Source organism: Polaribacter sejongensis (genome assembly GCF_038024065.1).
In the GTDB taxonomy this organism is placed as follows: domain Bacteria; phylum Bacteroidota; class Bacteroidia; order Flavobacteriales; family Flavobacteriaceae; genus Polaribacter; species Polaribacter sejongensis.
Genome location: NZ_CP150667.1, coordinates 3,585,168 through 3,611,159, shown reverse-complemented (window position 1 = coordinate 3,611,159; position 25,992 = coordinate 3,585,168). Strand labels below are relative to the sequence as shown.

12 protein-coding genes are annotated in these 25,992 nt (G+C 31.1%); all 12 read right to left on the bottom strand.

The features are described 5' to 3' along the window. Positions 1 to 5: 5 nt before the first annotated feature. A complete protein-coding gene (locus WHD08_RS14770) occupies positions 6 to 1,814 on the bottom strand; it encodes a metallophosphoesterase family protein (protein ID WP_208890293.1) in 1,809 nt (602 codons plus the stop codon). Positions 1,815 to 1,819: 5 nt separating this feature from the next. Further along, complete coding sequence (locus WHD08_RS14765; RefSeq protein ID WP_208890294.1) at positions 1,820 to 4,777, bottom strand: glycosyl hydrolase 115 family protein; 2,958 nt, start codon at positions 4,775 to 4,777, stop codon at positions 1,820 to 1,822. A 6-nt stretch (positions 4,778 to 4,783) separates the two neighbouring features. After that, complete coding sequence (locus WHD08_RS14760) at positions 4,784 to 5,863, bottom strand: phosphatidylinositol-specific phospholipase C1-like protein (protein ID WP_208890295.1); 1,080 nt, start codon at positions 5,861 to 5,863, stop codon at positions 4,784 to 4,786. A 189-nt stretch (positions 5,864 to 6,052) separates the two neighbouring features. Then, a complete protein-coding gene (locus tag WHD08_RS14755; RefSeq protein WP_208890296.1) occupies positions 6,053 to 7,912 on the bottom strand; it encodes a family 78 glycoside hydrolase catalytic domain in 1,860 nt (619 codons plus the stop codon). A 41-nt stretch (positions 7,913 to 7,953) separates the two neighbouring features. Next, a complete protein-coding gene (locus WHD08_RS14750; RefSeq protein ID WP_208890297.1) occupies positions 7,954 to 10,509 on the bottom strand; it encodes a glycoside hydrolase family 3 C-terminal domain-containing protein in 2,556 nt (851 codons plus the stop codon). Positions 10,510 to 10,575: 66 nt separating this feature from the next. Then, positions 10,576 to 11,877, bottom strand: coding sequence for an alpha-L-fucosidase (locus tag WHD08_RS14745; protein WP_208890298.1), 1,302 nt, complete (start codon positions 11,875 to 11,877; stop codon positions 10,576 to 10,578). A 28-nt stretch (positions 11,878 to 11,905) separates the two neighbouring features. Further along, positions 11,906 to 14,239, bottom strand: a complete 2,334-nt coding sequence (locus WHD08_RS14740; RefSeq protein ID WP_208890299.1) for a GH92 family glycosyl hydrolase — start codon at positions 14,237 to 14,239, stop codon at positions 11,906 to 11,908. A gap of 51 nt (positions 14,240 to 14,290) precedes the next feature. Then, a complete protein-coding gene (locus tag WHD08_RS14735) occupies positions 14,291 to 16,339 on the bottom strand; it encodes a glycosyl hydrolase 115 family protein (RefSeq protein ID WP_208890300.1) in 2,049 nt (682 codons plus the stop codon). 326 nt (positions 16,340 to 16,665) lie between these two features. After that, on the bottom strand, positions 16,666 to 19,467 hold the full coding sequence (locus WHD08_RS14730; protein WP_208890301.1) for a heparinase II/III family protein: 2,802 nt from the start codon (positions 19,465 to 19,467) through the stop codon (positions 16,666 to 16,668). 132 nt (positions 19,468 to 19,599) lie between these two features. Continuing rightward, entirely contained in the window at positions 19,600 to 22,032 is a 2,433-nt protein-coding gene (locus WHD08_RS14725) for a glycoside hydrolase family 3 N-terminal domain-containing protein (RefSeq protein WP_208890302.1), read from the bottom strand. Between the two features lie 217 nt (positions 22,033 to 22,249). Further along, on the bottom strand, positions 22,250 to 23,398 hold the full coding sequence (locus WHD08_RS14720) for a glycoside hydrolase family 88 protein (RefSeq protein ID WP_244183300.1): 1,149 nt from the start codon (positions 23,396 to 23,398) through the stop codon (positions 22,250 to 22,252). Positions 23,399 to 23,536: 138 nt separating this feature from the next. Beyond that, positions 23,537 to 25,957, bottom strand: coding sequence for a glycoside hydrolase family 3 N-terminal domain-containing protein (locus WHD08_RS14715; RefSeq protein WP_208890304.1), 2,421 nt, complete (start codon positions 25,955 to 25,957; stop codon positions 23,537 to 23,539). Between the last annotated feature and the right edge of the window lie 35 nt (positions 25,958 to 25,992).

The window sequence follows — 25,992 nt, the reverse complement described above, 5'->3', positions numbered from 1 at the left end:
TTTAATTAATTTACTTCTGATATTTTTAAAGTAGATAAATCTATTTTAAAGTGGTTAGTAGGTTCTCCATTAGAAAACTTTTCGAAAATAACACAAAAATGATAGAATTCCATTTCTAATGATGTCGGATTTTCTAATAAAATAAACTTTGCTTTGTATAATTTAATTAACTCCTTATACTCTTTCATTCTATACGCACCAATATCTTCTATTGCTAAAGCATCCGCAGAGCTTAATCGATACAAATCAAACAACATATCAAAACCTGTCCATGCAGAAAATCGAACATCAATATCTAAAGTTTTACCCGCTAATATCATTAATTCTTCTCCTGTTTTTTCTAAAAAGAAATCCTTAAAATCTTTTGGCCAATCTTTTTTCAAAAATCGTAATCTTACTAGTTCTTTTAAATGCCAATTGGTAAATTCCTTATAAGAATTTACCTCTAAAATTTCTTTATTCCAGCTATTTTTTGCCTTAGATTCTTTTAAATAATTAAACTCCATTTCATATAAAGGAAATAACTCTTTAAACCTTGAAACTTTATCAATTACAACTGTTTCAACATCAAACTCATTTTCTGATATTGTTAATACTTTGTAGGCAGGAATGTATGCTGATAATGATGGTATTTGAACATTGATTAATCCTTTTCTTACACCAGTATCATTAATATGCATATGCCCTCCAAAATGTACTTTTACACCAGCTTTAGCAAACAAACTAGCAACTTCTTCTTTAGGTACTCTATGCAATTGCATTTTATTTTCTCCTAGCAATTCTCTAATATCATCAGACGCATCATCATTAAAATCTACCATAGGATAATGGCTAAAAACAATTAAAGTTTTACCTAATTTCTCTGCTCTTTCTGCCACAGATTTAACCCAAGTAAGTAAGTGTTTTTTGTGTGTTAAAACATTATTATAACCAATACTTGCCGAGTTATAATTAGATGATTCTTCAGATTCCTTTTCTGCCATTTGTTTTGGAATATAAACGTTTGCATCTATTGATAAAAACCATAAATTTTCTTTAGGTTCTAACAAATAACTAACATCTGGCATTACCGTTTTATATGGCGGAATTTTATAATTTCTTTTTAAAATATCTGCTTGTTCTTTTGCTTTCTTAAAACTATAATCTTTATAATTATATGTAGAAAAAGGAGTTTCCCAATAAACATCTGTTTTCTTTGGATAAAAACCAAAATCGGCTAATTCAGATAGAATTTCTTCGTAACCTAATTTAGCTATATCTTTAGTTATAATCGGTTTTAAATATGAAGGATTTTCTGATTCAAACATTCCTTCTTTACTATATATTGGTTGATTTTTGCCTCCTTCGCCTAAAAAATCTTTTTTTCCTGCGTCTTGATAAAAAGGTTTTACCACATCATGATTTCCTGTGGCTGCAATAAACTGAATGTTATATTTCTGTTCGTATTCCTTTAAAATTCTTTTTAAACCTCTAATGTTTAAAGGCTGACCATCATCACTAAAATCTCCTGGTAAAACCACGTATTTTATTCCGCGTTCTACCACATTATCTAACGCTGCAATAAATGCAAAATAGTTTTCATTAAATAATCTAGTAGATTCTAATTGAGATTGCATTGTTCTTGCCAATGCATACGTATTTGTTTTAGGATTAAAAACTCCTTTGTATTCAGAATCCGAAAGTTCTCCGTAAATATCTTGTAAATGTACATCTGCCATAAAAGCAATCTGTACTTTTTTAGAACCTACACTTTCTTTTTGTTTACAACCTATTAAGTTTATAATCAGAAGTAAAAGAAATACTTTTTTAAACATTTATATTACATTTTTGTTTCCTTCGGAAAAGCATACGATTCTTTTTTTCCTCCTAAATCAATCAATACCTGATCAATCATTACACCCGGATCTACCATCCAGATTTTTAACGTATGTTTTCCTGCTTTATTAATTATTTGTTTTGCTTGTTTTTGTGTTGCATTTTTTAATACATTTTGTTTCCATTCATCATCTCTACCAAAAGTCTGAAAATCTACTATAACAGGTTCTGCATCATCTATAGAAACAGCACATCTAACGCCTTTCTCTTCATAAAAAGCATGTGTTGGAACTGCTTGAACAACAACATTGGCTTTACCAAAGTTAAAGGTATAAAAATCATACTCTAATACCGGACTATTTTTTTTAATAGCAGAAATTGAAACTTCAGATGCTACTGTTCTTGGTAATGCAACACTTACATTTCCGCTATATCCTACACCTTCTAAAACTTTCCAATTAGCATTTTTTCCTGCTTTTTTTCTTAAAAAGTGTTCTGCATTTATAGAAACAAATCCTTTGTCTTCTACAAATCCTTTAAAGTTTTCTAATTCTTTTAATTTCGGATTAAATACAGAAACCCCAATAGCTTGTACTTTATTATTACTGATAAATTCTATTGCCGAATTAACTTTAAAACTTGGTGGTATTAACTGAAAATCGTGCCCTAATGGTGCTTCTTTTTTATTATCTCCAACAGGTACTTTTGCCCAATCTATGGTAACAAAAAGTCGTTCTTCTAGTTTTCCATTATTTAAGGTTCCTTTTGTTTTAGAAATTTTTATCCAATCTGCTTTTGGTTTTGCTTCCCAATTTAAAGTTCCTTCTCCTTTTAAAAATACATCAATAAAATAAGTGCTTTTTGTATACGCATTAAACACAGGTAAAACGTCGGCATATGAATTTATAATTTCTTCATTCATTTCCATTTCATAACCTTCTAAAGCCAAACCTAAAGCTAAATTATTGTTTTGGCTAGCACTTGCCACCACAGGTTTAGAAAAAACAGGTAAAAATCGTGGAGCCATATTCATTATATGATTCCATTTTCCTTTATTAAGTTTTGTATTATAATAATTAGTTTCTTTTTCAATTCTACTAAAAGCATCTAAAGATTTTTGTCCAAAAGAAATAGCACTTTTTCTACCTTGTTTAGCAACAAATTCATTTTTGTATTTGTACAACCATTTATTATTTAAACTAGACGCACCAATTACAGGATAATATATTAATTGATAAAAAGCATCTTTTCTATTTACAGCAACATCTGTATATAAATCTTCTACTTTATCTATTAATTTACTGTAAGATTCAATTCTTTTAGACACCTCATCAGCATAATGAATTTGTGTTAATTCTGTTTTTCCAGATTTAGTTACAGGCTCTACTTCACTCCAAGCCATAAATTCTGGTCTACGTTGAAACGCTAACTGATAATAATTGTACATTAAAGCTGTTATTTCTTCCGCATTTTCATTTCCAAACTCTCTAGAAGCCCAATTTGTATGATGTTCTTTTACTTGAGTACTTTCTTTAAAATTATCCATATTCCAAGCCATATCTAAAAACAGCTCAATATTGTATTCGTGTGGTTTTATATCTCCACAATTTAAAATCCATAAATTACGAGACTTAAACTCATAAGCTTTAGACATTTCTTCCCACATTAAAACAGGGTTTGTAGAGTTTAACCACAAATAATCATGAGGTCTTCCCCAATAAGATGTGTGATAATAAATACCTGCTCCACCACTTCTTAATTGTTCTTCGGGAGTACTTAACTGACGTATATAACCATAATTATCATCTGTCCAAACCAAACTAATATCTTCTGGCAACTCCATACCTCCTTGATAATAGGTTAACACTTCTTTATACGGAATAAAGATTTGTGGCACATCTTCTTTATTTTTTCCTGAGTTTAAATCTAGAATATTTCGTTGATCAGATACTACTTTTTCTAATAATTTCATTTGAGAATCTGAGTCATCTTCACCAACAATCATAGGCGAATCGTGCTCTCCACGCATTCCCATTGTATACATACTTTCAAACCCATTCGTTTCTTTTGTTCTATCCTTAAAAAGTTCTTTAATGCTAGTTTCGTTATTATCATAACGCCATTCTCCCATTTTTTTACTTTCCCATTCAGAATTAATATTACACAACATTGGCTCGCAATGAGAAGTACCAACAACAATTGCATAATCGTCTGCTACTTGCTTATTTTTAGGATACGAATAAAATGGTGCTGTACAAGAATGCATTGCAGGCCAAAGCGTATTAGCACGTAAACGCAACACCAACTCAAAAACTTTTGCATAAGTTTTAGGTCCGATATCTCCAGTTTCTGGTTCAAAATTTAAGGCTGCCCAACGTTGTAAACCCCAATCTTCATCATTTAAAAAGATACCTCTATATTTAACAGAAGGCGATCCATAAATTTTAGCTTCAACTTTTAAAACAAGCTCTTTTTGTTTAGCTGGTGTAACATCTGCCCACCATTCCCACGGAGAAACACCAATCATTCTTGAAATTTCTAACAAACCAAAAGCAGTTGCTCTTCTGTCTGAACCTACAACAACCAATGCTTTATCAATTTCTTTTGTTGGGTTATTTACTACTTGAATAGAATAGGTTTCCCACTTATCTTTTACTTTAGAAACGTCTATTTTATTATTCGAAATTAAATCATCAATCCATTTACTTTCTCCAATAGTTCCTGCAATAATTACATTTTTTGAAGAGCCTGAATTTAATAATACTTTAGAATTTGATACTTTTAAAATATCTTCAGAAAGTATTTCTGATGCTATTTCAACCACTTTTGCATCATCCTTATCAAAAATAATTGATGTAGCTACTCCTTTTGTAACCACTGAAAACTTGCTTGTTTTTTGTGCAGAAACGGTAATTCCTATAAACATCATAAAAGCTATTAATATCTTTTTTATATTCTTCATATTCTATTACTGCTTAATTTGTTGGTAAGTATTATTTTTAAAACTAACTTTAAAAGTTGATGGAAATAAATTTGTTGGAATGTAATAATCTGTTGATATTACTTGTGCTCCAGAAGCTTTTGCTTTTTCAAACCTTGTATAATCGTTTGTGCGAGATTCTTTAGTTGCTGCATCTGCTCTGGTTCTAACCAAATATCCTTTTTTAACCAATTCTTTTATATAATCGAAATCTCTAATTGGGTTATTGATAATTCTAAAACCTGCTTCCGGATTTCCTTCTGGACTATTTACAAAAAGGACTCTATCTTTTAAGCCTGCGTGTCCGTCTAAATACCGACTAATTTTCTCAGTTTTTTCATCTAACACAAAAAGAAAGCGTCCATTTACAGCTTCCATATCTGGCCAGCCATTTGTTAAAATTGCTTCTTCTAAACTTTCAGAATTACCTCTAACCAAATCGGGTGTAATTAAATCATCCTTAGAAAAAACAGACAAAATTTCTTTATCTAAATCATTAAAAGCTTCTTTACTAAAAGAAAGAGGGTTGCGTGTTCCTTTTACTTTTTGATCTTTGGTATTCATCAACACAAAAATTGGAGTGTGATTTGGATTTTTATCAGACCATTTTTTCATCATCTTTAAACAATCTTTAAATAAAAGGTGATGACTTCTAAAATCGATATCCTGAACATGAAACATCTTTAAACCTGGTTCTGCTAATTTATTTTCTAGATCATATGCTAACGGAGTTTCTCCGTTATTTCTAAGTAACTCTAGACCCTTTGGATTAGAGAAATGGCCTCCTTTAGGATCAAAAAAAACATCTAACTCAACATTTCTTAAACCTAAATTTAATTGTTCTAAAATAGAAACATGTCCGTATTGTAATGATTTTGCCTTTGTTGAATCTTGCGAGAATAAGTAATTCCAAAGTGGTTTTTCGATAGTGATTTTATAAGAATTATGGCTACCGATAACTTGTATGTCATTTAACTTAAGCGCTGCTTTATTTTCTACACAAGAAGTAAATATTGAGAAAATTAAATAAGCCGCTAAAAATGAGTAGTTATTTTTTAATAAGATCATTTAAATAAATTATAGGTCCTATCACAAATCTCAAGAAAAAAGATCACTTCTATATGAATGAATCCTTCATATATATGGACAAATAACTACTTTTTAGACTATAATTTGATGTAAGTGCAATAAACAGGTTAACCTAACTCCATTTTCATGAAATTAGATGAACCTTATTTACTCTTTTATTTAAGGTTCTTATTTTACAAGAATGATTGTATTTACACCCGTTTTAAGTGTAATTATTTCAGTTTTATTAATAGGGTTACCATTATAAATAACTTTACTTACATTGTTAAGAATAACAAACTCGCCATTCATGTTTTTAGGAAGTGCTATTTGGTAACGTTCATAACCTTTCTTTGTTAAATTAAACTTAGCTTCTATACTTCCTTTAATTGTTGGTACTTTTATTTCTGAAGAACTTAAAGTATGTAATTGAGGTTTAATTTGAACAGTATTAAAACCTGGTGTTTTTGGTGTAATTCCCCACATGTAACGAGAAATTATATTTGTAGGTGCAGTACCCCAAGCATGGTTCCAGTCAGAATTTGGTTTGTATTTCATATCCCAAGCTTCTAACGCCATTGTAGAACCAATTTTAATCATATTCCACCAAGAACGATCACTTTCTGTTTCTGTTATCAGTTCTAATGCATACTCTGCTTCATTGGCTTTGTATAAACCTTCTAATAAATATTGTGCCCCATAAACACTGCAAGCCATTCCTCTTGTTTTAATAAATTCTGTTACCGTTTTTTTGTATTTATCTGGTACAAGATCAAATGCTAAAGGAAACATATTAGCATGCAGAGAAGCATGAGAGGATCCTTCCCCATCAATATATATCCCTCTAGATTCATCAAATAATTTATTATTTATAACTTCTTTAACTTGTGCTGCTTTCTGTCTAAAAAAGGCAACATCTTCTGTTTTATCAAGAGCATCAGCAATTTTAGACATTAAGTGTAAATTGTAATAGTAAAATGAATTAACTACGGTATTAATAGCCACCATTTCGTATCCATCTCGTTCTCCATTTTTATTGGCTAATTTCCATCCTGTATCTTTTTGTCCTGCTGGCCAATCTACAATATCTCTAACTCTAGTATCTGGTTTTGTAAAACCTAGTTCTAACTTAAAATCGCCTGTTAATTTATCAGATTTAGAGCTAATTAAACCATCTTTACGTTCTAAGTCCATTAAAGTTCTTGTCTTTAGAACATCGTAATACTTCTCTAGCATTTCCACTTCTCCTGTATACATGTAATCTTGATAAAACAATAATACCGTATGAAGAAGCCATTCTGTTGGCCAAGTAGGATGATTTATAAAGTATTCATTTGTTCTACGTGCTAACGAATATTCACTATCTAAAGCATAATGACTTAACTGATTGATGTATGCATCAGCTTCATACGGAATACGTTCCCTATCTCCATCTACATAATAACCTGTAAAACTTGTTGCCTTTATAGTATGTTTACCTAAATCCCAAACTGCATTTAATATAGTATCTGATGATTTAAAAATAGCTGCTTCATCATCAAATTTATAATAATATCCTTTTTGATAAATATCTAATTCCTCAATTGGAATTTTAAGATTCTCTATTTCACAATATCTAAAAGGCATAATTACCCCAAAAGAACTAGGCAATTGAATGGCACCTACTTTTGTGTTTCTTTTATCAGCCTTTAGGCTGATAACTATATTTTGATTAGCATCTAATTGATTTAACTTTGCTTTTTGATAACGTATTGTTCCCCCTGGTGTTTTATCAATTAGTTTATTATCATTTAATTTTTCGCCTAAATGAACAATCAAACTATCGTTTTGTTGTTTTTTAGAATGCATAACAACTGTACCAAAATAAGCTTTACCAAAATCGATAAAATAATGACCTTCTGCTACCTTTATTACTTTTACAGGCTTAACGAGTTCTGTTTCAAAATCATTTTCTGTTGGCGCACTTGTAATTTGAGATTGAACAAAAGTGAATGATAATAAAAAGATGGCTTGTAAAAAATAATACTTTCTTTTAGATCTTAATTTCATTAATTTATTTTTTATACAATTAGACTCATAAAGGGTAGAACCTATTTTATCTTAAACGTTTTATTTAAACGGATGTCACTTGAAGATGCTCCTAGCATAAATTCAAATTTACCTGCTTCAAAAACCCACTGATCACTTTCTTCGTCCCAAAACATTAATTTGTCTTTTGAAACTTCGAATGATATTGTTTTTGCTTCACCAACTTTAAGCGAAACTCTATCAAAACCAATTAACTGTTTAATAGGTCTTTTTACAGATGATTTCACATCGTTTACATACAACTGAACAACCTCATCTCCTTTATATTTACCTGTATTTTTTACAGTCATAGAAACAGTAATAGTATCGTCTTTTTTATCAATTGACATATTATTGTATTCAAAAGAAGTATAACTTAAACCATATCCAAAAGGATAAAGGGCTTCACCTTCAAAATACATATAAGTTCTACCATTTGTTACTTCGTAATCATCCATTGATGGTAAATCTTTCTCAGATTTATAGAAGGTAAAAGGCAAACGTCCTCCAGGATTATAATCTCCAAATAACACATCAGCAATAGCTGTACCACCACTTTCTCCAGGATACCAAGCTTCTACAATTGCAGGCACATTTTTATCCATCCAATTAACAGATAATGAGCTTCCTGCTACAAGTACAACAACTACATTTTTGTTTATGCTGTACATTTTCTTTAAGTAGTTTACTTGATCTTCAGGTAACCCTAACTCAGTTCTATCTTTTCCTTCTTTTTCTATAGTTTTATTAATTCCCATTACAGCAATAACATAATCGCTAGTTCTGGCAGCTTTCCAATCCTCTTCATATATATCACCAGAACCACCTGGAACTTTCCATAATAATTGGCAAATAGCATCTCCTCCATTATCAAAATATTCTAACTTAATGCTGTATTTTTTACCAGCTTCCATTTTAATATCTACTTGGTCGGTCGTTTTACCTCTATTGTGCCATTCATCAACAACTAATTTATCATTTAACCATAAACGAACTCCATCATCAGAATTAACTCCTATTTTATAAGATCCAGTAATATTAGGCGTAATATAACCTGTCCATCTCATAGATTTGTGACGGTAATTACTATATGAATCTGGTGGTTGATTAACAGGGTCGAAATTAACTACTTTATCGGTTCTTGTTCTTGGAGTTCCTTCTAAAAATTTATCGTCATAATATTCTGCAAACAACCCTTTATCATCATTCTTATCATTACGTAAATATTCTGATTCTAAAAGGTTTAAGTTTCTAGCTGCAGTTTTCCATTTTACAAATTGAACTTCAATATCTTTTCCTACTTTATTTTGAATACCTTTAACTGGTGATATTGGAGAAATAACAGGCAATCCACTATAGTCTCCAAAAACTACTTGGTTTGCATTGAAACCAACAACAGCTATTTTTTTGATTTTATTCGCATTTAAAGGTAATATATTCTTTTGGTTTTTAAGTAATACTATAGATTGACGAGAAGTCTCTAACGCAAGATCTTGATGTTTTTGTGAACCAATTACATCTGGTGATATTTTTGTGTAAGGGTTTCCTTCTGCCGGATCAAAAATACCCAATTTAAATCGAGATTCTAAGACTCTTCTAACAGATTGATTAATTAATTCTTCCGTAATTAATCCTTGTTCTAATGCAAGAATTAGATATTTTTTATAAATATTATCGCCACACTCTAAATCTAAACCAGCCTCAATAGCTGCTTTAGCCGCTAAAGTATCATTACTAACAAAATGATGTGATTTTTTTAAATAAGTAGGCGCTCCGCAATCACTAACAACATATCCTTTAAAGCCCCATTCTTTTCTTAAAACATCATTTAACAACCAAGAATTTGCTGTAGCTGGAATTCCGTTTATTGCATTGTAAGCACTCATTATAGATTGTGCTTTTCCTTCTACAATAGCCGTTTTAAAAGCGGGTAAATAATATTCTCTTAAGGCTCTTTCTGATATTTCTGCATTATAAGCAAATCTATTTTCTTCTTGATTATTGGCTACAAAATGCTTGGGTGTAGAAACTACTTTTAAATATTTATCGTCATCACCTTGTAAACCTGTAACAAATGAAAGCCCTATTTTACTTGTTAAAAATGGATCTTCTCCATAAGTTTCTGGAGTACGTCCCCAACGTGGATCTCTTGCCATATTAATTGTAGGCGACCACATGGTTAATAAATCACTATATGGGTTTAGTTGATCTTTTCCTTGATTATAGAAATTCCATTTTGCTCTCGCTTCATCAGAAATAGCAGTTGCTACATTATGAATAAGATTAGGATTCCAGGTTGAAGCAAGTGCAACAGCTTGAGGAAACACCGTAAAACGACCTCCTTTAACAACCCCATGTAATCCTTCATTACCATGGTAATATTTATCTACCTCTAAACGTTTTATTTCTTCTGCAGTACTAACAAGTAAAGATACCTTTTCTGTAATTGTTAACCTACCTAATAAGTCTTCTACTCTAGTATCTATTGGTAAATCTGGGTTATTAAAAGGATATTTAGCTTGACTAAACACATAAAACGGCAACAACATAATTACCAAAATATTTAATATTTTTCTCATAAAATCTAGTTTAAAGATAGTAACCTACTATAATCGTATCTATTTATTCTTTTAATAGAATAAAGTTTATTTAATAAATTCAACATCTGTTAATTTAACAACAATTGGATTGTGCCAAATTTTATTATTATAGAGGCGTTGGGCTCTACTTACAGAAATCTCTAATAATTCTTTATGTTGAATATACCTTGTAGTTGGTAAGTTTTCTGGCCAGTATTCTACCACTAAATCATTCTGACCTAATACAGAAGCCGTAGTTTTTGATGTAGCTCTCATATTTTTCAGAAGAAAATTTCTTCTACCACCTTTAAACCAATTTTTTTGTCCCGTAATAAAAACATAAGCTGTTTTATCATCTTTACCTTTTGTGAACCACATATCTCCATCTTTAATTATTGTTGGAACTGTTCTCACATTTTTAACACCTTCTTCGTTAACATACATCCACAATGCAATTTCACGTAAACGCTCTTCTTGCTCTTTTGGGATTTCACCATTTGGTTTAGGACCAATATTCATCAAGAAATTTCCGCCTTTTGCACGAATTTCTATCAATTTCTCTATTAATTCAGAACCATCTTTATAAACATCATTGGTAGGTTTATACTGCCATTGTGTTCCCATAGTCATACAGGTTTCCCAAGGCCCTGGCATTGCTCCACCAGGAATAGATTGTTCTGGTGTTTTCATTTCACCTCTAGTAACAACAATTTCCGGAGCTATTTTATGAACATACTGCGCCATAGGTTTAGATTGAAATGCATCAAAAAACATAACATCTATTGGTCCATAATTATTAATTAACTCTCTAACCTGAGCTTTATCATATTCAAAAAGCTCTTTATTGGCTCCAATTTGTGTCATTGGTCCTTTTCGAGAAATTAAGTGTCCTTGTTTATGGATAAAACTAAAATCTTCTGGAGAAAAATAAATACCTACTTTTAAATCGTATTTACGTAAAGCTGTAACAAGTTCTGCAACAATATCTTTTCCGTAAGGAGTATTCATAATATTAAAATCGGTTGTTTTGGTATCCCACATACAAAAACCATTATGATGCTTTGCAGTAAAAACTACATATTCTGCTCCGGATATTTTAAATAAACGAGCCCATTCTTCCGCATCAAATTTATCTGGATAAAATGTTTTTGGAAGTTCATTAAAATATTTATTTACATAATTGTCTGAGGCTCCAACTAAAGAGTGACTTATCACACTTCCTAATTGAGAATCCATACTCCAATGCACAAAAATTCCAAAACCCATATCCATAAAATCTTCATCTAGTTGGGGTTTATTCTTAAGCTGTCCAAAAACAGAAAAACAAGTTATGAACAGTACAAGTATTAAATTTATTTTTTTCTTCATTTTAAGTACTTTATATAATTAATGATATCTATTCGCTTAATGTATTTGTCATTTCTAAAACCAAAGAACCTCCATTTATAATATCTTCATGACTAATATTTAAATTATCTATCGATTGATTATTTAGTTTTACGTCTTTAATATAAAAATTTTCTTCTGAATTATTTTTTGTTTCAATAACAAATTCTTTCCCTTTATAATAATCAGGATTTAATTGGACTGTTACTTTATCAAAAATTGGGCTTCCAATTTGGTACTCTGGATTTTTCTCAGTTCCTCCATTCATTTGAAATAAACCAACCTTTAATAATACAGATAAACTCCCCATTAAACCTTGATCTTCATCACCATTAAACCCAGTATTTGGACCCAACCCAGAAAACACACTTTTTACTACTTTGCGTGTCCAAAATTGAGCTAAATCTGGACGACCTAATTGATTAAATATTTGTGCTGTTTGCATAGAAGGTTGATTTCCGTAATTGATAGGAATTCTTCTATATTCTGGATGTAATTCTCTATCATGAGAGCTACCAGAAGTAAAACCAATTTTTTCTGCAGTTTTGAACTGAGTATTTAATTGTGCTATTGCTTTTTCTTTTCCACCCATTAAATCTGCTAAACCAGCAAGATCATGAGGTACAAACCAAGTTGATTGCGCTCCATTAGATTCATTAAACCCAGTTTCATACATATAAGGATCTAAATCTCCATGCCATTTTCCGTTAACCTCACGTGGACGCATCCAACCAGATGCAGTATCAAAAGTGTTTTTATAATTAGTAGATCTTTTTAAAAAGTATTCATAATCTTCTTTATGACCAAGTTTCTTAGCCAATTGCGCCAACGTAAAATCTTGATACGCATACTCCATTGTTAAACTAGCTCCATCTTGATGATGACCAAATTTACCTTCTGGAATTGGGTAAGGAACATATCCTATTTCTAAGTAATATTTTAAACCACCTCCTAATGATGTTTTGTGTTCATAACCTGCTTTTTCCATTATTCCACCAGGCATGTGTGTCTTTTTTAATGCTTGGTAAATACCTTCTAAATTATCAGTAACAATACCTTTCTGTATGGCACTAACCATAAATGGCGTAGCGGAAGATCCGGTCATTACATACGTATAATTACCACCAGAAGGTCCACGAGGAACAATACCTCCATCTTTATAATATTGCATTAAAGAATTCACAAACTCATCCATTATCTCTGGATATACTAGACCCCAAAGGGTGTTTATAGTCCATTGTGCACCCCAAAAAGCATCCGTATTATAATGGTTAAACAAAGGTTTTCCGTTAGCATCTACAGGTAATTGACCAATTCTAAAAGCATCTCCAGTATTATCTGGGTACGCACCATTAGCATCGTTAATAGTTCTTCTACCTTGTAAACCATGCCATAAATCTGTATAGAATCTTCTTTGTGCTGTTTCAGAATTTCCTTCTACTTTAATTCTACCTAACATCTCATTCCATTCGGTTCTTGATTCTTTTATTACAGTATCAAAATCCCAATGGTCTAACTCTGCTTTCATGTTTTCTGATGCGTTTTTAACAGACGTGTACGAAATAGCAACTTTCATAAGTACTTCTGCTTTGTCATCAGAAAGATCTATAAGATAATTTCCAGTTTCAGTATCTTTAGTTACAGCTTTAACTTTAGTATTTAATTGAACACTAAAAAACACTTTAGTTGGTTTTGGTCTTCTAATTGTTGGTGCATTTACCAATTCTCCAGACAACTCATAATCTCCTGTTTTAATCAGTTTTCCATCGGTAATAATACAAGGACCTAACTTTCCATTCAAGCTAAATAAAATAGCTTTCTGTTTTTCTTCTAAAAAATTATAACGATGAAAACCAACTCGTTTTGTACTTGTTAATTCTACTTTAGTTTGAGATCTATCTAAAAAAACTTGATGATATCCTGGAGATACTTCTTCCGTTTCGTGATTAAATTTAGAGTAGAAATCTGTATAAATTGTTTTTCTATTATCATTATTAATAGCAACAGGCATTACAGATAATCCAGAAAGTTGCCAAGCATGAATATGACTAAACCCTTTTATAGTATCCGTTTTATAACGATAACCGCTTCCCCATGCTCCGCCTACTTGAGTATCCGGACTTAAATTAACCATACCAAAAGGACGACTTGCAGATGAGAAGAAAAACCATCGAGAATTCTCTGTATCTAACAAAGGATAAACCAGATCAACAAGCTCTACAACCGCTGTAGTTTCTTTTATTTCTGATGAGCCACAACTATTTAGCAGTAATAATCCAAAAATTCCTAAACCCAAAAATATGCCTTTAATTTTTTTTAAGTATTTTATTTTCGTCTTATTCATTCTTTTCTGTTTAATATAACTAGCCTAAAAACTGGTTATAATCTATTAATATTATTCTATCTCTTTTAGTACTTTTCTTATTTTTGAAATATCTTCCATCTTAGGAAAACCGTTATTTGGTCTTCTAATTTCTGGGTTATACCAGTTGGCCCACTTCTCATTTTTATCACCTTCTAAACTATTCTTGTACACCAACTCTAATTGAGTTTCTGCCTTATCTAAAAGTAATAATGCTTTTACTATTGATTCTTTTTTACACGTTTCTTCAAACTCTTTCTTTAATAAAGCTATCTGGTGCAATGTACGTTCAAACGTTATTAAATCTGAGTATAATGTTACAGGTAAAAGAATATAAGAATTATAAAAATCTTTGTTTTTTTTATTAACCTTTGCGCCAAGTTTTGCTGCTTTAACAGCTTCTTGAAACATATTTAATTCTCGTTTTAAATTATCTATATCTTCATAAACTCTATCATAATTATAAGGTATAGGAGTTTTACCGGGACGCTCTAAAGGAGAATTAGAAAGATAAGAAGTCGTTTTTTTTATTCCCCATAAATGCTGTACGTAACCATTACGACCTACTTGTGTTTTATGCAATACTTTCATTGATGCTACAGCATGTTTAGCAGCATCTTTACTAAAATATCTCTCGGTCCATGACTTATAAAACATCTCTCCATCAAACTCTTTTGGATTATTACTTACCTCACTATAAGCTTCTAAGTTTAATAAAAAAGGTCTAAAATTTTGTCCGTTTACTTGGCAATACTTATCGGCTCCATAATCCTTAAACATTTTCTTCATCACTGTATCCACTTTCTTAGGATAAGGATTATGAACGGTATGATTTTTCCAGAAACCTGCATGCATATAAGTTCCAAAATCGTATCCTTTTGTACTCTTTGGTAGATAATCGAAATCTCCAAAACCATCATCACACCAAACAACAATCCAATCTTTTGGGGGATTAAAATCGCCATTAAACATTTCCATTCCATCATGATAACAAAAGGCAATCTTTGTAGCTTCTGGTTTATAATGGTCTATTAGCTTGTCTAATTCTTTATATACTTCGTTAAAAACTGTTGTTTTATCTTCTCCACAATTACTATTATATTCCCAATCCCAAACTTGGTGCCTAGGTCGTAATGAAAAAATATCCGCTTTTCCTACTGGCGTTTTTTCAAAATAATATTTCCATGCTTCTATCCACTTATCTTTATAAGTAGACCAACAATAAGATTCATCTATAGACAATGATTTCATTTGATATCCTAAAGACAAATCTATTTGCACCTTCATTCCTTTAAGATGTGCATAGTCTATCATTTTGTCGAGATACGCTACATCAATCTGATAATTTGGACTTATTTTTTTATACTCCGGACGTACAAAAAATTCAGGTCGACCTAACATATCAAAAAACTGAATGCTGTTATAACGAATTCGCACTAAAGAGTTAATCATCTCTGTATAAGATTCCCAGTCGTATTCTAACAACTTGCCTCTATAGTTTGCTAACTCGTCTACATCATTTTCAAAATAACACATTATTGGTACTAAAGGGGGACTGATTATTTTATTTTTGAAGTTAAATAAGTCTAATTTTTTATTCTTTTCAGGAATCTTTCCTGTCCAATATTCAAAAGGATCAACACCTAAAATCTGATGAGAATAATCATAAATAGAATACTGTAATCCTTCTACATCAGAACCAGCAATTACAATTACTTTACTTTGTTTTTTAGAATTTAATTTGGCCCATAATCCTCCACGAGATCCAGGGAATTTTGACGATAAATTAATCTCTTTCGTTTTAGAAAGTTTCGCTATTTTTTTATTAGATTCTATGGTACCTAACAAAAAAACAACTCCGTCTTTTGGCGTTTTAACCGTATCTGTAATTATTAAAACTTCTTTATTAATTACTTTTAATAAATCTTTTTTAAAATCAAGCACAGTACTTTTTTCAACTTTATTGGCTTTTACACCTTGCACCAAGTACACCTTTTTTTGAGCAGACAACTGGGTGTTAATTGAAAAGAGAACTATTATAAATAGCAGCTTAACCTTTTTCCATTTCAATTTAATAATCATATTTCTTAACAATTTAGGTAATCAAAAAAAATGTTTCTAATTTTTTATTGCTGATAAATTTTACAGAAGAAACGCTTCTTTATATTTCAAAAATAGAACTAGACTTTAATTTAGCTATGGATTTTTTAATCACAAGTATGGACTAAACATTACCGCCTCATTATAAGTAACATACGTATTAATAATTTTAAAAAAACAAATAAATTATATATCTAATTTGCAAATAGTAACCGTTTTAGATATGAAGGGTTTTAATAAAAACATAAAAATGTTTTACAATTTTTACTCTGCCTTATTCCGTTAACTCAAACCTATATTACTAAGCACTAATTTTTTAATACAACAACTACTTTTTTGTAAGCTTTATTCAATCTAAAATCAACTTGATTTGGGTTATTTCGGTTTACAAAAACATCTCGTTGTTCTATTAGTTTTCCGTCGTCATAAATTTTTAATTTATAAGGGTGATGACCGTCTATATATGGTATTTTAATTACAACAGGATTATCGTTTTGTATAACATAACCTTCCACTGTTTTTTCTATACTTAACGAAACTGCTTTTGCATAAGATAAAATACCCCAATTTTTATAATCAAATTTATAAACATCAGAAACGAATAAAAATGTAGGAGCCTTTTCTGTATCAGAATGTCTAATAACTGACAAAAGTCCGTTTTGATACAAATCATCATCTAACGCAATATCATTTTGTGATGCATTTGCTATAATAACATCCTTTGTTTTTAAATCTTTATGAGTAACTACTATTTTTTGAGCATCTGGAGTTTCAGTTAAACTAGGATATTCTACGCTAGAAATAGGGTTTTCACCTCCATCCATATAAGGGTTAAAAATTACTGCAAAAGGATTTCTCCACGCTTCGGTTTCCCTTCTTAAAATAAGCGTTTTCATTTTCTGCTTCAACACTTCAACTGGAGCTGTTCCTTTTGTTATTGCATTAGATTTAGGAGCATCAACAGTAAAAACAATCTGCTTTTCTTCTCCTTTTATCCACATCTTCATTAAATTATCTGGTTTGCCTTTACTTTTTAAAGTGAACAAAGCATTGATGTTTTTAGAAGTAGCAGCACTCTTTTTATCAATCAAATAATCATAAGCCTTCATGTCTCCATGTTCGCTTCCAAGTTCTTTGGTTGTTACTAATTTTAAAGGTTGATTCTTGTTATCAAAAACATCAAGATTTTGACCTAAATTATGATAGAAATATTCGTGTTTTTGTGTTGATAAATTTTTCTTTCTAGATCTAAAAACATCAATAATATACCCTTTACCAGACTCAGACTTTATCATAGCTGTAAGTCTTTGTTGATCTGACATTGTTTTTGGTTCTACCAAAGAAACATTAGCATAACTCACTTTATCAAATGCTATTTTAGATTCTGCTGACTTTGGATAATGGTTATTTAACGTATATGGATGATAACCTCTCATTCTACCGTAAGAAGAAATTCCATCGACTACAACAGTATTATGAGCAGGAAATTGAGAGTAATATTCTCGATGATCTGGATGCCAATAACTTGGCCCTTTAGACATATCTGGACCCAATACATAATTATTAGCGTATAGTTCCATTGAAATTCCGTTTACGTGCGCATGATTTCCAAAAGCTCCCACAGTAGAAACCATCATTGCTTGCTCACCTTCTCCCATTCGTTGCACAAACATGCTTACATTGGGCGCATAGAAAGTTGGTGTTATTAAACTCTCAGAGAGTTCTTTAATCTCTAAATCATTTGTTTTTTTAAGCTTATTTACATAAAAAAACAGCTGAAAAAGGTCTTTACTATCTCTTTTGTACTCTTCTTTTTTTATTAACTGTTTAAGCAAACCAGATATTACCAATTCTTTTTCTTCTTTATGATACTTTCGATAATTAGTAATTAATAATTCAAAGTTTTCTGGAGGAATAATATCATGACGCGCATCACCAAAAGCAACTGTATAACCACTAGGAAAAAGATATTGAAACGCAGCTAATGCAGCTTTTTCTACAACAGGAAAATTAGAAAGCTCATCTTGTTGAGTAACATTATCTAGAAGAGTAAGTAAGCGAAGTAACGTGGTAGTTACGTGTAGTGAATAAGATGGAGATTCTGCCCATATTCCTGTTTTTTGATCATAACCAGAAACAGCTTCTTTTATAGACCATTGTCTTTTTGTAGATTGATTAAAAGTATACTTTAAATAATATTCTTGCCCTTTTCCATTATCATATTCCTTATCACTTTCTAAAGCTAAAGCAATATATGTTAAATACCTTGCCTGAAAAAGATTCCAATTATTGTCTGGAATTCCGTTTTTTATCATCTGATCTCCCCATTTCTGAAAAACAGCTGTAGTTTTACTTAAATCTCTATTATTTTCTTGTAAATAAGAATGTAAAAAATCATAACTAATAGTAAGATTCGCAATTATTTTATCATGAATTACCTCAAAAGTAGACAAACCAGAAACACCTTGTTGCACCGTATTATCTAGATCTAAAGGCGGCTCTCTATAATACATTCCTTCAGTGTATTTTAAAAAGATTGGTTCTGCAAATTTGGCATATTTTTCTTCACCAGTAAGCCAATACAAAAAAGCAGCATCTTCTACCAATAACATTATTTTTTGATTAATTCTTTCGATAGCAAACCCTACTTTAGACGGATGCACCCACTCCTTTTTACCCGTGTTTTTATTTTTAAGAAACATCCCTCTTTCATCATCTAAATAAGGTATAACTTCTTCTAACTTTGGCGTTAAATAATCTGTTGCCCAATCTCTAGTTCCAGAAAAACGAACTGTTGGAACCGGTGCAGATCCTGTAGAATGAGAAAAATTACCTCCGTGTAAAAAAACTTTAGTGTGCTTCGTTTTCCAATTCATTTGTAAACGAGAAACCAACCATTCTGGGTCAACTTTACATTTCTCTAGATATACCTCTAGATTTTCTTTCTTTTTTTGAATTAATTGCGCTTTCCAAACTACACCTTCGGTGGATTTTAAAAACGCTACATTACTTGTATTGCCAGTATAAATACGCGGATGACTTTTATTCTGGCTAACTAAATACCCAAAATTAAATATGAAAGCACCTATTAATATTATTTTATAATTCATACGTTTATCAATTTATTGTTACAATAAAACACCGATTTCTAATCGATGTAATCACATAAGAAAAACATCTTACAATTTACATTTCAATTAAAAATCGGTATTTAATCAATGCCTTTTTTCTATAAATTCTAATTAATATGAAAGCACTTCGAAACTTCCATTTAATTCTATTTCTGTAGATGAACTTCCTATTTTTACATTGAATTTACCTGGCTCTACAGACCAATTCATATCTTTATCTAGTAATTCTAAATCTGAAGGATGAAGTGTAAAATTAACCGTTTTAGTTTCTCCTGGTAATAACTTTACTCTTTCAAAACCTCTTAATTGAGATTCATAAGTGGTAACACTACTTACCAAATCTTCTATATAAAGTTGTACAATTTCATCTCCTTCTCTTTTACCTGTATTGCTCACTTTAAATGAAACATGAACATCAGATTGATTAAGCTTTGTATCTTGTTTTACTACCAAATCACTATATTCAAAAGAAGTATAACTTAAACCATACCCAAACGGATAAATTGGTCCAATTACTCTTGTTAACCCGTATCCGTTTCCAGGAATTTCACGCTGACCTGCTTGTGATCCTCTTTTAAAAGGAAAATTTAATGGTATTTGACCTGTAGATTTAGGAAACGTAACAGATAATTTTCCTCCTGGGTTATAATCTCCAAATAAAGTTTCTGCAATAACATCTCCAGATGACGCTGCAGGAAACCAAGTTTCTAAAATTGCTGGTAAATATTTATCTTCCCAATTAATGGTTAATGGTCTTCCGTTTATCATTACCAAAACAACAGGTTTTCCAGTAGCATACAATGCTTTTAGTAAATCTAATTGACGACCTGGTAAATTTAAATTGGTACGTGTTTTACTCTCTCCTACTGCTGCCTCATCTTCTCCCATTACAGCAATAATAACATCAGATTTTTTAGCTTGTTCTACTGCTGCTGCAATACCTACTTTTTCTTCCAATAAAAGCGGCACATCCATTAATTCGCTTTCTGGCCAACTTGCATCAATAACTTCACAACCTTTTACGTAATTAACATTTATTTTTCCTTTACCGTATTTCTTAATCCCTTTATAAACAGAAACAGAATTATTACTAGAAGGACCGTATCTACTAAATGTATAGTTTATTTCATCTGCCATAGGACCTGTAACTAATACATTTTTAAGTTTAGAAAGATCTAAAGGCAATAAATTATTTTCATTCTTTAGTAACACTAAAGATTCTCTAGTAATTTGTCTAGAAAACTCTTCATCCTTATCTGTATGAACAATTTTATTAGCTAACTCTGTATCCTTTACATACGGTTGATCAAACAATCCTAATCTAAATTTTACGGTTAATACTTCCGCTACTCTTTCATCAATAACCTCCATAGAAATTTTGCCTTCCGTAATTAATTCACGTAATGGCTCAATATAAGATTCTGGAGTTCTAAAACGAGTACGTACATTTAACCCAGCTTCCACAACTTGACGAATACCTTCTTTGTAATCTTCAGCAACATTATGTTTTTCGTTTAAATACTCTACAGCATCACTATCTGAAACTACATACCCTTTAAAACCATATTCTTCTCTTAATAGTTCTGTTAAAAAATAATGACTACCTGTAATTGGCACACCATCATAATCATTATAACTACTCATAACACCCATCGGTTTTGCTTCTTTAATTACCTTTTTAAAAGGGTATAAATGCATTTGATGCATTTCTCTAGGAGCAACATGTGGATCTGTTCTTGCTTCACCATCTCTAGCTCCTTTAGGAATACTATAAACAGCAAAATGTTTAATTGTAGAAGCAACTCCTTGTGATTGAATTCCTTTAGACATTTCTACACCTAATTCTCCAATATGAAAAGGATCTTCTCCATAACATTCAATTACTCTTCCCCAACGAGGATCACGAGCAATATCTAATATTGGTGCATAAATATTAGTATAACCTAATGCTTTTGCTTCACGACCAACAGTTTGACCAGCTTTGTAAACCAACTCCTTATTCCAAGTAGAACCAATACCTATTGGCGCAGGAAGTGGTGTTGCTTTTTTATGACATAAACCATGTACTCCTTCGTTTGTAAAATCTACAGGAATTCCTAGTCTAGTCTCTTCTATAAACCATTTTTGAATGGTATTAATAGCTTCTGCATGGTTGCTATATGGAAAGGCATGTTCTGTATTAGTATATGGACGGTTCGCAATCGTATTAAGATGTTCGTCAATATTTGCTATTCCATCTTTCCAAACACGATTTTTCCATTCAGCTGTAGGCAATTCATCTTCTAAAACTCTAGAAAAACCATATAGCGTTGTCATCTGACATGTTTTTTCTTCCATTGTCATTTGCGACAAAAGATCTGCTACTCTTGTGTCTATTGTTTGTTTAGGATCTTCAAAAACATCCTTAACTCCATTTTTATTAAAGTCAATCCATCCTTTTTTGTAGATATCTTGTTTATTTTTTAAGCCATCTGCCGATGTTAAAAAAAGTAAACAAAAAATAGGAGCCAACAACTTTATTATTTTCTTGTTAAGTAAAACCATTTCTTATATTTTTCAGTTTGATACTCAAAACTACCATTTAGTCATTTAGACAATATGGATTTATTTCTTTTATATATGGATATATAGTTCAAACCAGTGAAATAGCAAGAAAAGACAACGCTTATTAAAATATATGAATTACAAATAGTAGAAAAAGTAAGTTAACAAATTGCTTTCCTTTGTAATTTCACTTTAAGATTAGGAAACTTTTTACTAATTATCCTTTTAAACTTATCTTTTTTAATAACAATAAAGCTTCTATATAATAATAATCAGCATAAATTATAGACACATCTACTTCTCTATTTTTGGGTTTATTCCCAGTAGAATGCAATAAAAAAGCATTATTTTTATCTTTACTTAAATACATATCCGAAGACAATGATTGCAACATTTTAATAGCAATACCCTTGTATTTTTCTGATATTAAAGCATCTGTATTTAAACTGGATAATTCTAATAAAGCAGACGCTACAACAGCAGCTGCAGAAGCATCACGAGGAGTATTAGGAATACTTGGGTCATTAAAATCCCAATACGGAATTAAATCATTGGGTAAGTTTTTAATATAAGCATCAGCCAACTTTATAGCTGTTTCCATAAATTCTACTTTTCCTGTTTCCCGATAACACATCGTAAAACCATAAATTCCCCATGCTTGTCCTCTAGCCCATAATGAATCATCAGTATATCCTTGGTGTGTTTTTCCTTTGATAAAATCACCATTTTTATCGTTATAAAAAACCACATGATAGGTTGTATTATCCGTACGAATATGATGTTTCATTGTTGTTTCTGCGTGCTTAACAGCAATATTATACAAGTTTTTAGCACCTCCATTTTTAGCAGCCCAAAACAAAAGTTCTAAATTCATCATATTATCTATAATAGTATGATGAGGCCAATTGTTATTTTTTCTTTTAGATGGCCATGAAAGTATAGTGCCAACTGTAGGATTATAAAGTGTTGCCAAGGAATCTGCTGCACTTAAAAGCAAGGTTTTATAGGCAGAGTTTTTTGTGAGCCTATACCCATTACCATAACTACAATAAAGCATAAATCCTAAATCATGACTACGAATAGGCTTATCCATTACAACCTGTTGCTTTTGGGTATATAACGCTGCACTTTGTTTTAATGCTAGATTGTTAGAGGCCTCAAACGAATACCATAAAATACCTGGCCAAAAACCACTAATCCAATTCTCTACTTTATCAGACTCCCAATGTGTAGCATCCGTTTCTATATATCTTGGAAATTTATCGTTATCATTAAAAGAAGAAACAGTATGTAAACTCTTATCAATACAATAATCTAATACTTTTTGATAATCAAATTGATCTTTATTTTGCTCTTGAGAAAACATTGATTTTGACATCAACATTAAAACAAACAACACCGAAATTTTATTAATAAAGCTTCTATTTATCATATTTATGAGTACAATAACTGTTTTTATAATGATTTACATATTCTAACTTAGAATGAACTTATGCAGTTAAAATTAATCAATTGGTAGTATTTCAAACCCTTTTGTTAAATGAATGTTTTCAGAAGAACTTCCAATCATTATTTTAAAACTTCCTGGCTCTACAACCCAATTCATATCTTTATCTAACAGTTCTAAATCATCTGAATGCAATACAAAGTTTACTGTCTTTGTTTCCCCTGAAAGTAAATGAACTCGTTTAAAACCTCTTAATTGAGATTCATACGTAGTTACGCTACTCACTTCATCTTTTAAATACAGTTGAACAACCTCATCTCCTTCTCTCTTTCCTGTATTTTTAATTTTAAATGAAACATGAATATCAGATTTAACCTTCCCTTTTGTTGGACTTACTTTTAAATCGCTATAATCAAACGTAGTGTAACTTAATCCAAATCCGAAGGGATAAATAGGCCCTAAAACTCTTGTATTTCCATAACCATTTGGTCCTTCTCCTGGTTGACTTGCTTGAGAACCTGGTTTAAATGGAAAATTTAATGGAATTTGACCTACAGCTTTAGGAAACGTAACTGGTAACTTTCCTCCTGGGTTATAATCTCCAAATAAAGTTTCGGCAATTACTTCTCCTGCAGATGGTCCAGGAAACCAAGCTTCTAAAATAGCTGGTATAAATTTATCTTCCCAATTAATAGTTAACGGACGTCCATTAACCAAAACTAAAACAACCGGTTTTCCTGTTTTATATAAAGCCTGTATTAGTTGAAATTGTCTACCTGGTAAACCTAAACTTGTTCTAGATCTAGATTCTCCTACTCTTTTTTCATCTTCACCAAGTACGGCTATTATAATATCAGACTCGTTTGCTTTTGCAACTGCGTCATCTATACCTTGTTGTTCTTCTGCAGAAAGTTCTGTTGGTATAATTTCACTCCCTGGCCAATTAGGGTCTACTACATTACATCCTTTTACATAATTTACATTTAGGTTATTGCCTGCATATTCTTTTATTCCTTTATAAACAGAAGTTGCAGGATTGTTTGCAGGTCCATATCTACTATACGTAAAACTTACTTCATCCGCTAACGGACCTGTAACCAAAATATTTTTGTAGTTCTTAATGTTTAATGGCAATAAATTATCTTCATTCTTTAACAAAACCAATGATTCTCTACTAATTTTCTTTGCAAACTCCTCATCATCTTCTGTATGAACTAACTTGTTAGATTCTTTAGGATTTTCTACAAAAGGTTGATCAAATAAGCCTAATCTAAATTTTACAGACAAAACATCGGCTACACGAGTATCTATAGTCTTCATTGATATTGCACCTTCTTTAATTAGTTCGCGTAATGGTTCTAAATAAGATTCTGGTGATTTAAAATTGGTTCTGACATTTAAACCTGCTTCTACAACTTGCCTAACAGATTCTTTATAATCTTTTGCTACATGATGTTTAGAGGATAAAAACTTAACGGCATCACTATCTGACACAATATAGCCATCAAACCCATATTGATTTCTTAATAATTCTGTTAAAAAATAATGACTACCAGTAACCGGAACTCCGTCATAATCATTATAACTACTCATTATCCCCATAGGCTTTGCCTCTTCAATAACCTTTTTAAAAGGATATAAATACATTTGATGTAACTCTCTTGGAGCAACATGTGGATCTGTTCTCGCTTTTCCTTCTCGCCCGCCTTTAGGTACACTATATACGGCAAAATGCTTTAATGTAGAAGCTACTCCTTCAGATTGAATTCCTTTTGTCATTTGTATTCCTAATTCAGAAATTAGAAATGGATCTTCACTAAAACTCTCTACAATTCTTCCCCATCTAGGATCTCTTGCAACATCTAAAATAGGCGCATATACATTGGTATAACCAAGTGCTTTGGCTTCTCTTCCAATAATTTTCCCTGCTCTATTTACTAATTCCGTATTCCAAGTACTACCAATTCCTATAGGAGCAGGTAACGGAGTTGCTCTATCATGTGTTAAACCATGTGTTCCTTCATTCGTAAAATCTACAGGTATACCAAGTCTTGTTTCTTCTATAAACCATTTTTGAATGGTATTTATAGCTTCTGCATGACTGCTATACGGAAATGAATAATCGTTATATGTTGAAGGACGATTTTGAATCGTATTTAAATGCTCATCAATGTTAGCTACTCCATCTTTCCAAGCACTATTTTTCCATTCTTCAGTAGGTAATTCATCTTGTAAAATTCTAGAATATCCATACAAAGTAACCATTTGAGCTGTTTTTTCATTAACAGTCATTTGAGATAAAAGACTAGCTACTCTTGCATCTATTCTTTGGGTAGGATCTTCAAAAATATCCTTAACTCCATTTTTATTAAAATCAATCCATCCTTTTTTATAGATATCTTTCTTCTTTTTTAAAACCACTACAGATGTTAAAAAAACCAAACAAAAAACAGGTACAAAAAATTTAAATATTTTCATTTTATTCAATTATAATTCAATTTCAAAGTTACTTT

Coding starts and splice junctions, on each gene's coding strand:
- WHD08_RS14735 (WP_208890300.1), bottom strand. CDS start 16,339: ATGATTATTAAATTGAAATGGAAAAAGGTTAAGCTGCTATTTATAATA.
- WHD08_RS14740 (WP_208890299.1), bottom strand. CDS start 14,239: ATGAATAAGACGAAAATAAAATACTTAAAAAAAATTAAAGGCATATTT.
- WHD08_RS14765 (WP_208890294.1), bottom strand. CDS start 4,777: ATGAAGAATATAAAAAAGATATTAATAGCTTTTATGATGTTTATAGGA.
- WHD08_RS14755 (WP_208890296.1), bottom strand. CDS start 7,912: ATGAAATTAAGATCTAAAAGAAAGTATTATTTTTTACAAGCCATCTTT.
- WHD08_RS14750 (WP_208890297.1), bottom strand. CDS start 10,509: ATGAGAAAAATATTAAATATTTTGGTAATTATGTTGTTGCCGTTTTAT.
- WHD08_RS14715 (WP_208890304.1), bottom strand. CDS start 25,957: ATGAAAATATTTAAATTTTTTGTACCTGTTTTTTGTTTGGTTTTTTTA.
- WHD08_RS14720 (WP_244183300.1), bottom strand. CDS start 23,398: ATGTTTTCTCAAGAGCAAAATAAAGATCAATTTGATTATCAAAAAGTA.
- WHD08_RS14770 (WP_208890293.1), bottom strand. CDS start 1,814: ATGTTTAAAAAAGTATTTCTTTTACTTCTGATTATAAACTTAATAGGT.
- WHD08_RS14730 (WP_208890301.1), bottom strand. CDS start 19,467: ATGAATTATAAAATAATATTAATAGGTGCTTTCATATTTAATTTTGGG.
- WHD08_RS14760 (WP_208890295.1), bottom strand. CDS start 5,863: ATGATCTTATTAAAAAATAACTACTCATTTTTAGCGGCTTATTTAATT.
- WHD08_RS14725 (WP_208890302.1), bottom strand. CDS start 22,032: ATGGTTTTACTTAACAAGAAAATAATAAAGTTGTTGGCTCCTATTTTT.
- WHD08_RS14745 (WP_208890298.1), bottom strand. CDS start 11,877: ATGAAGAAAAAAATAAATTTAATACTTGTACTGTTCATAACTTGTTTT.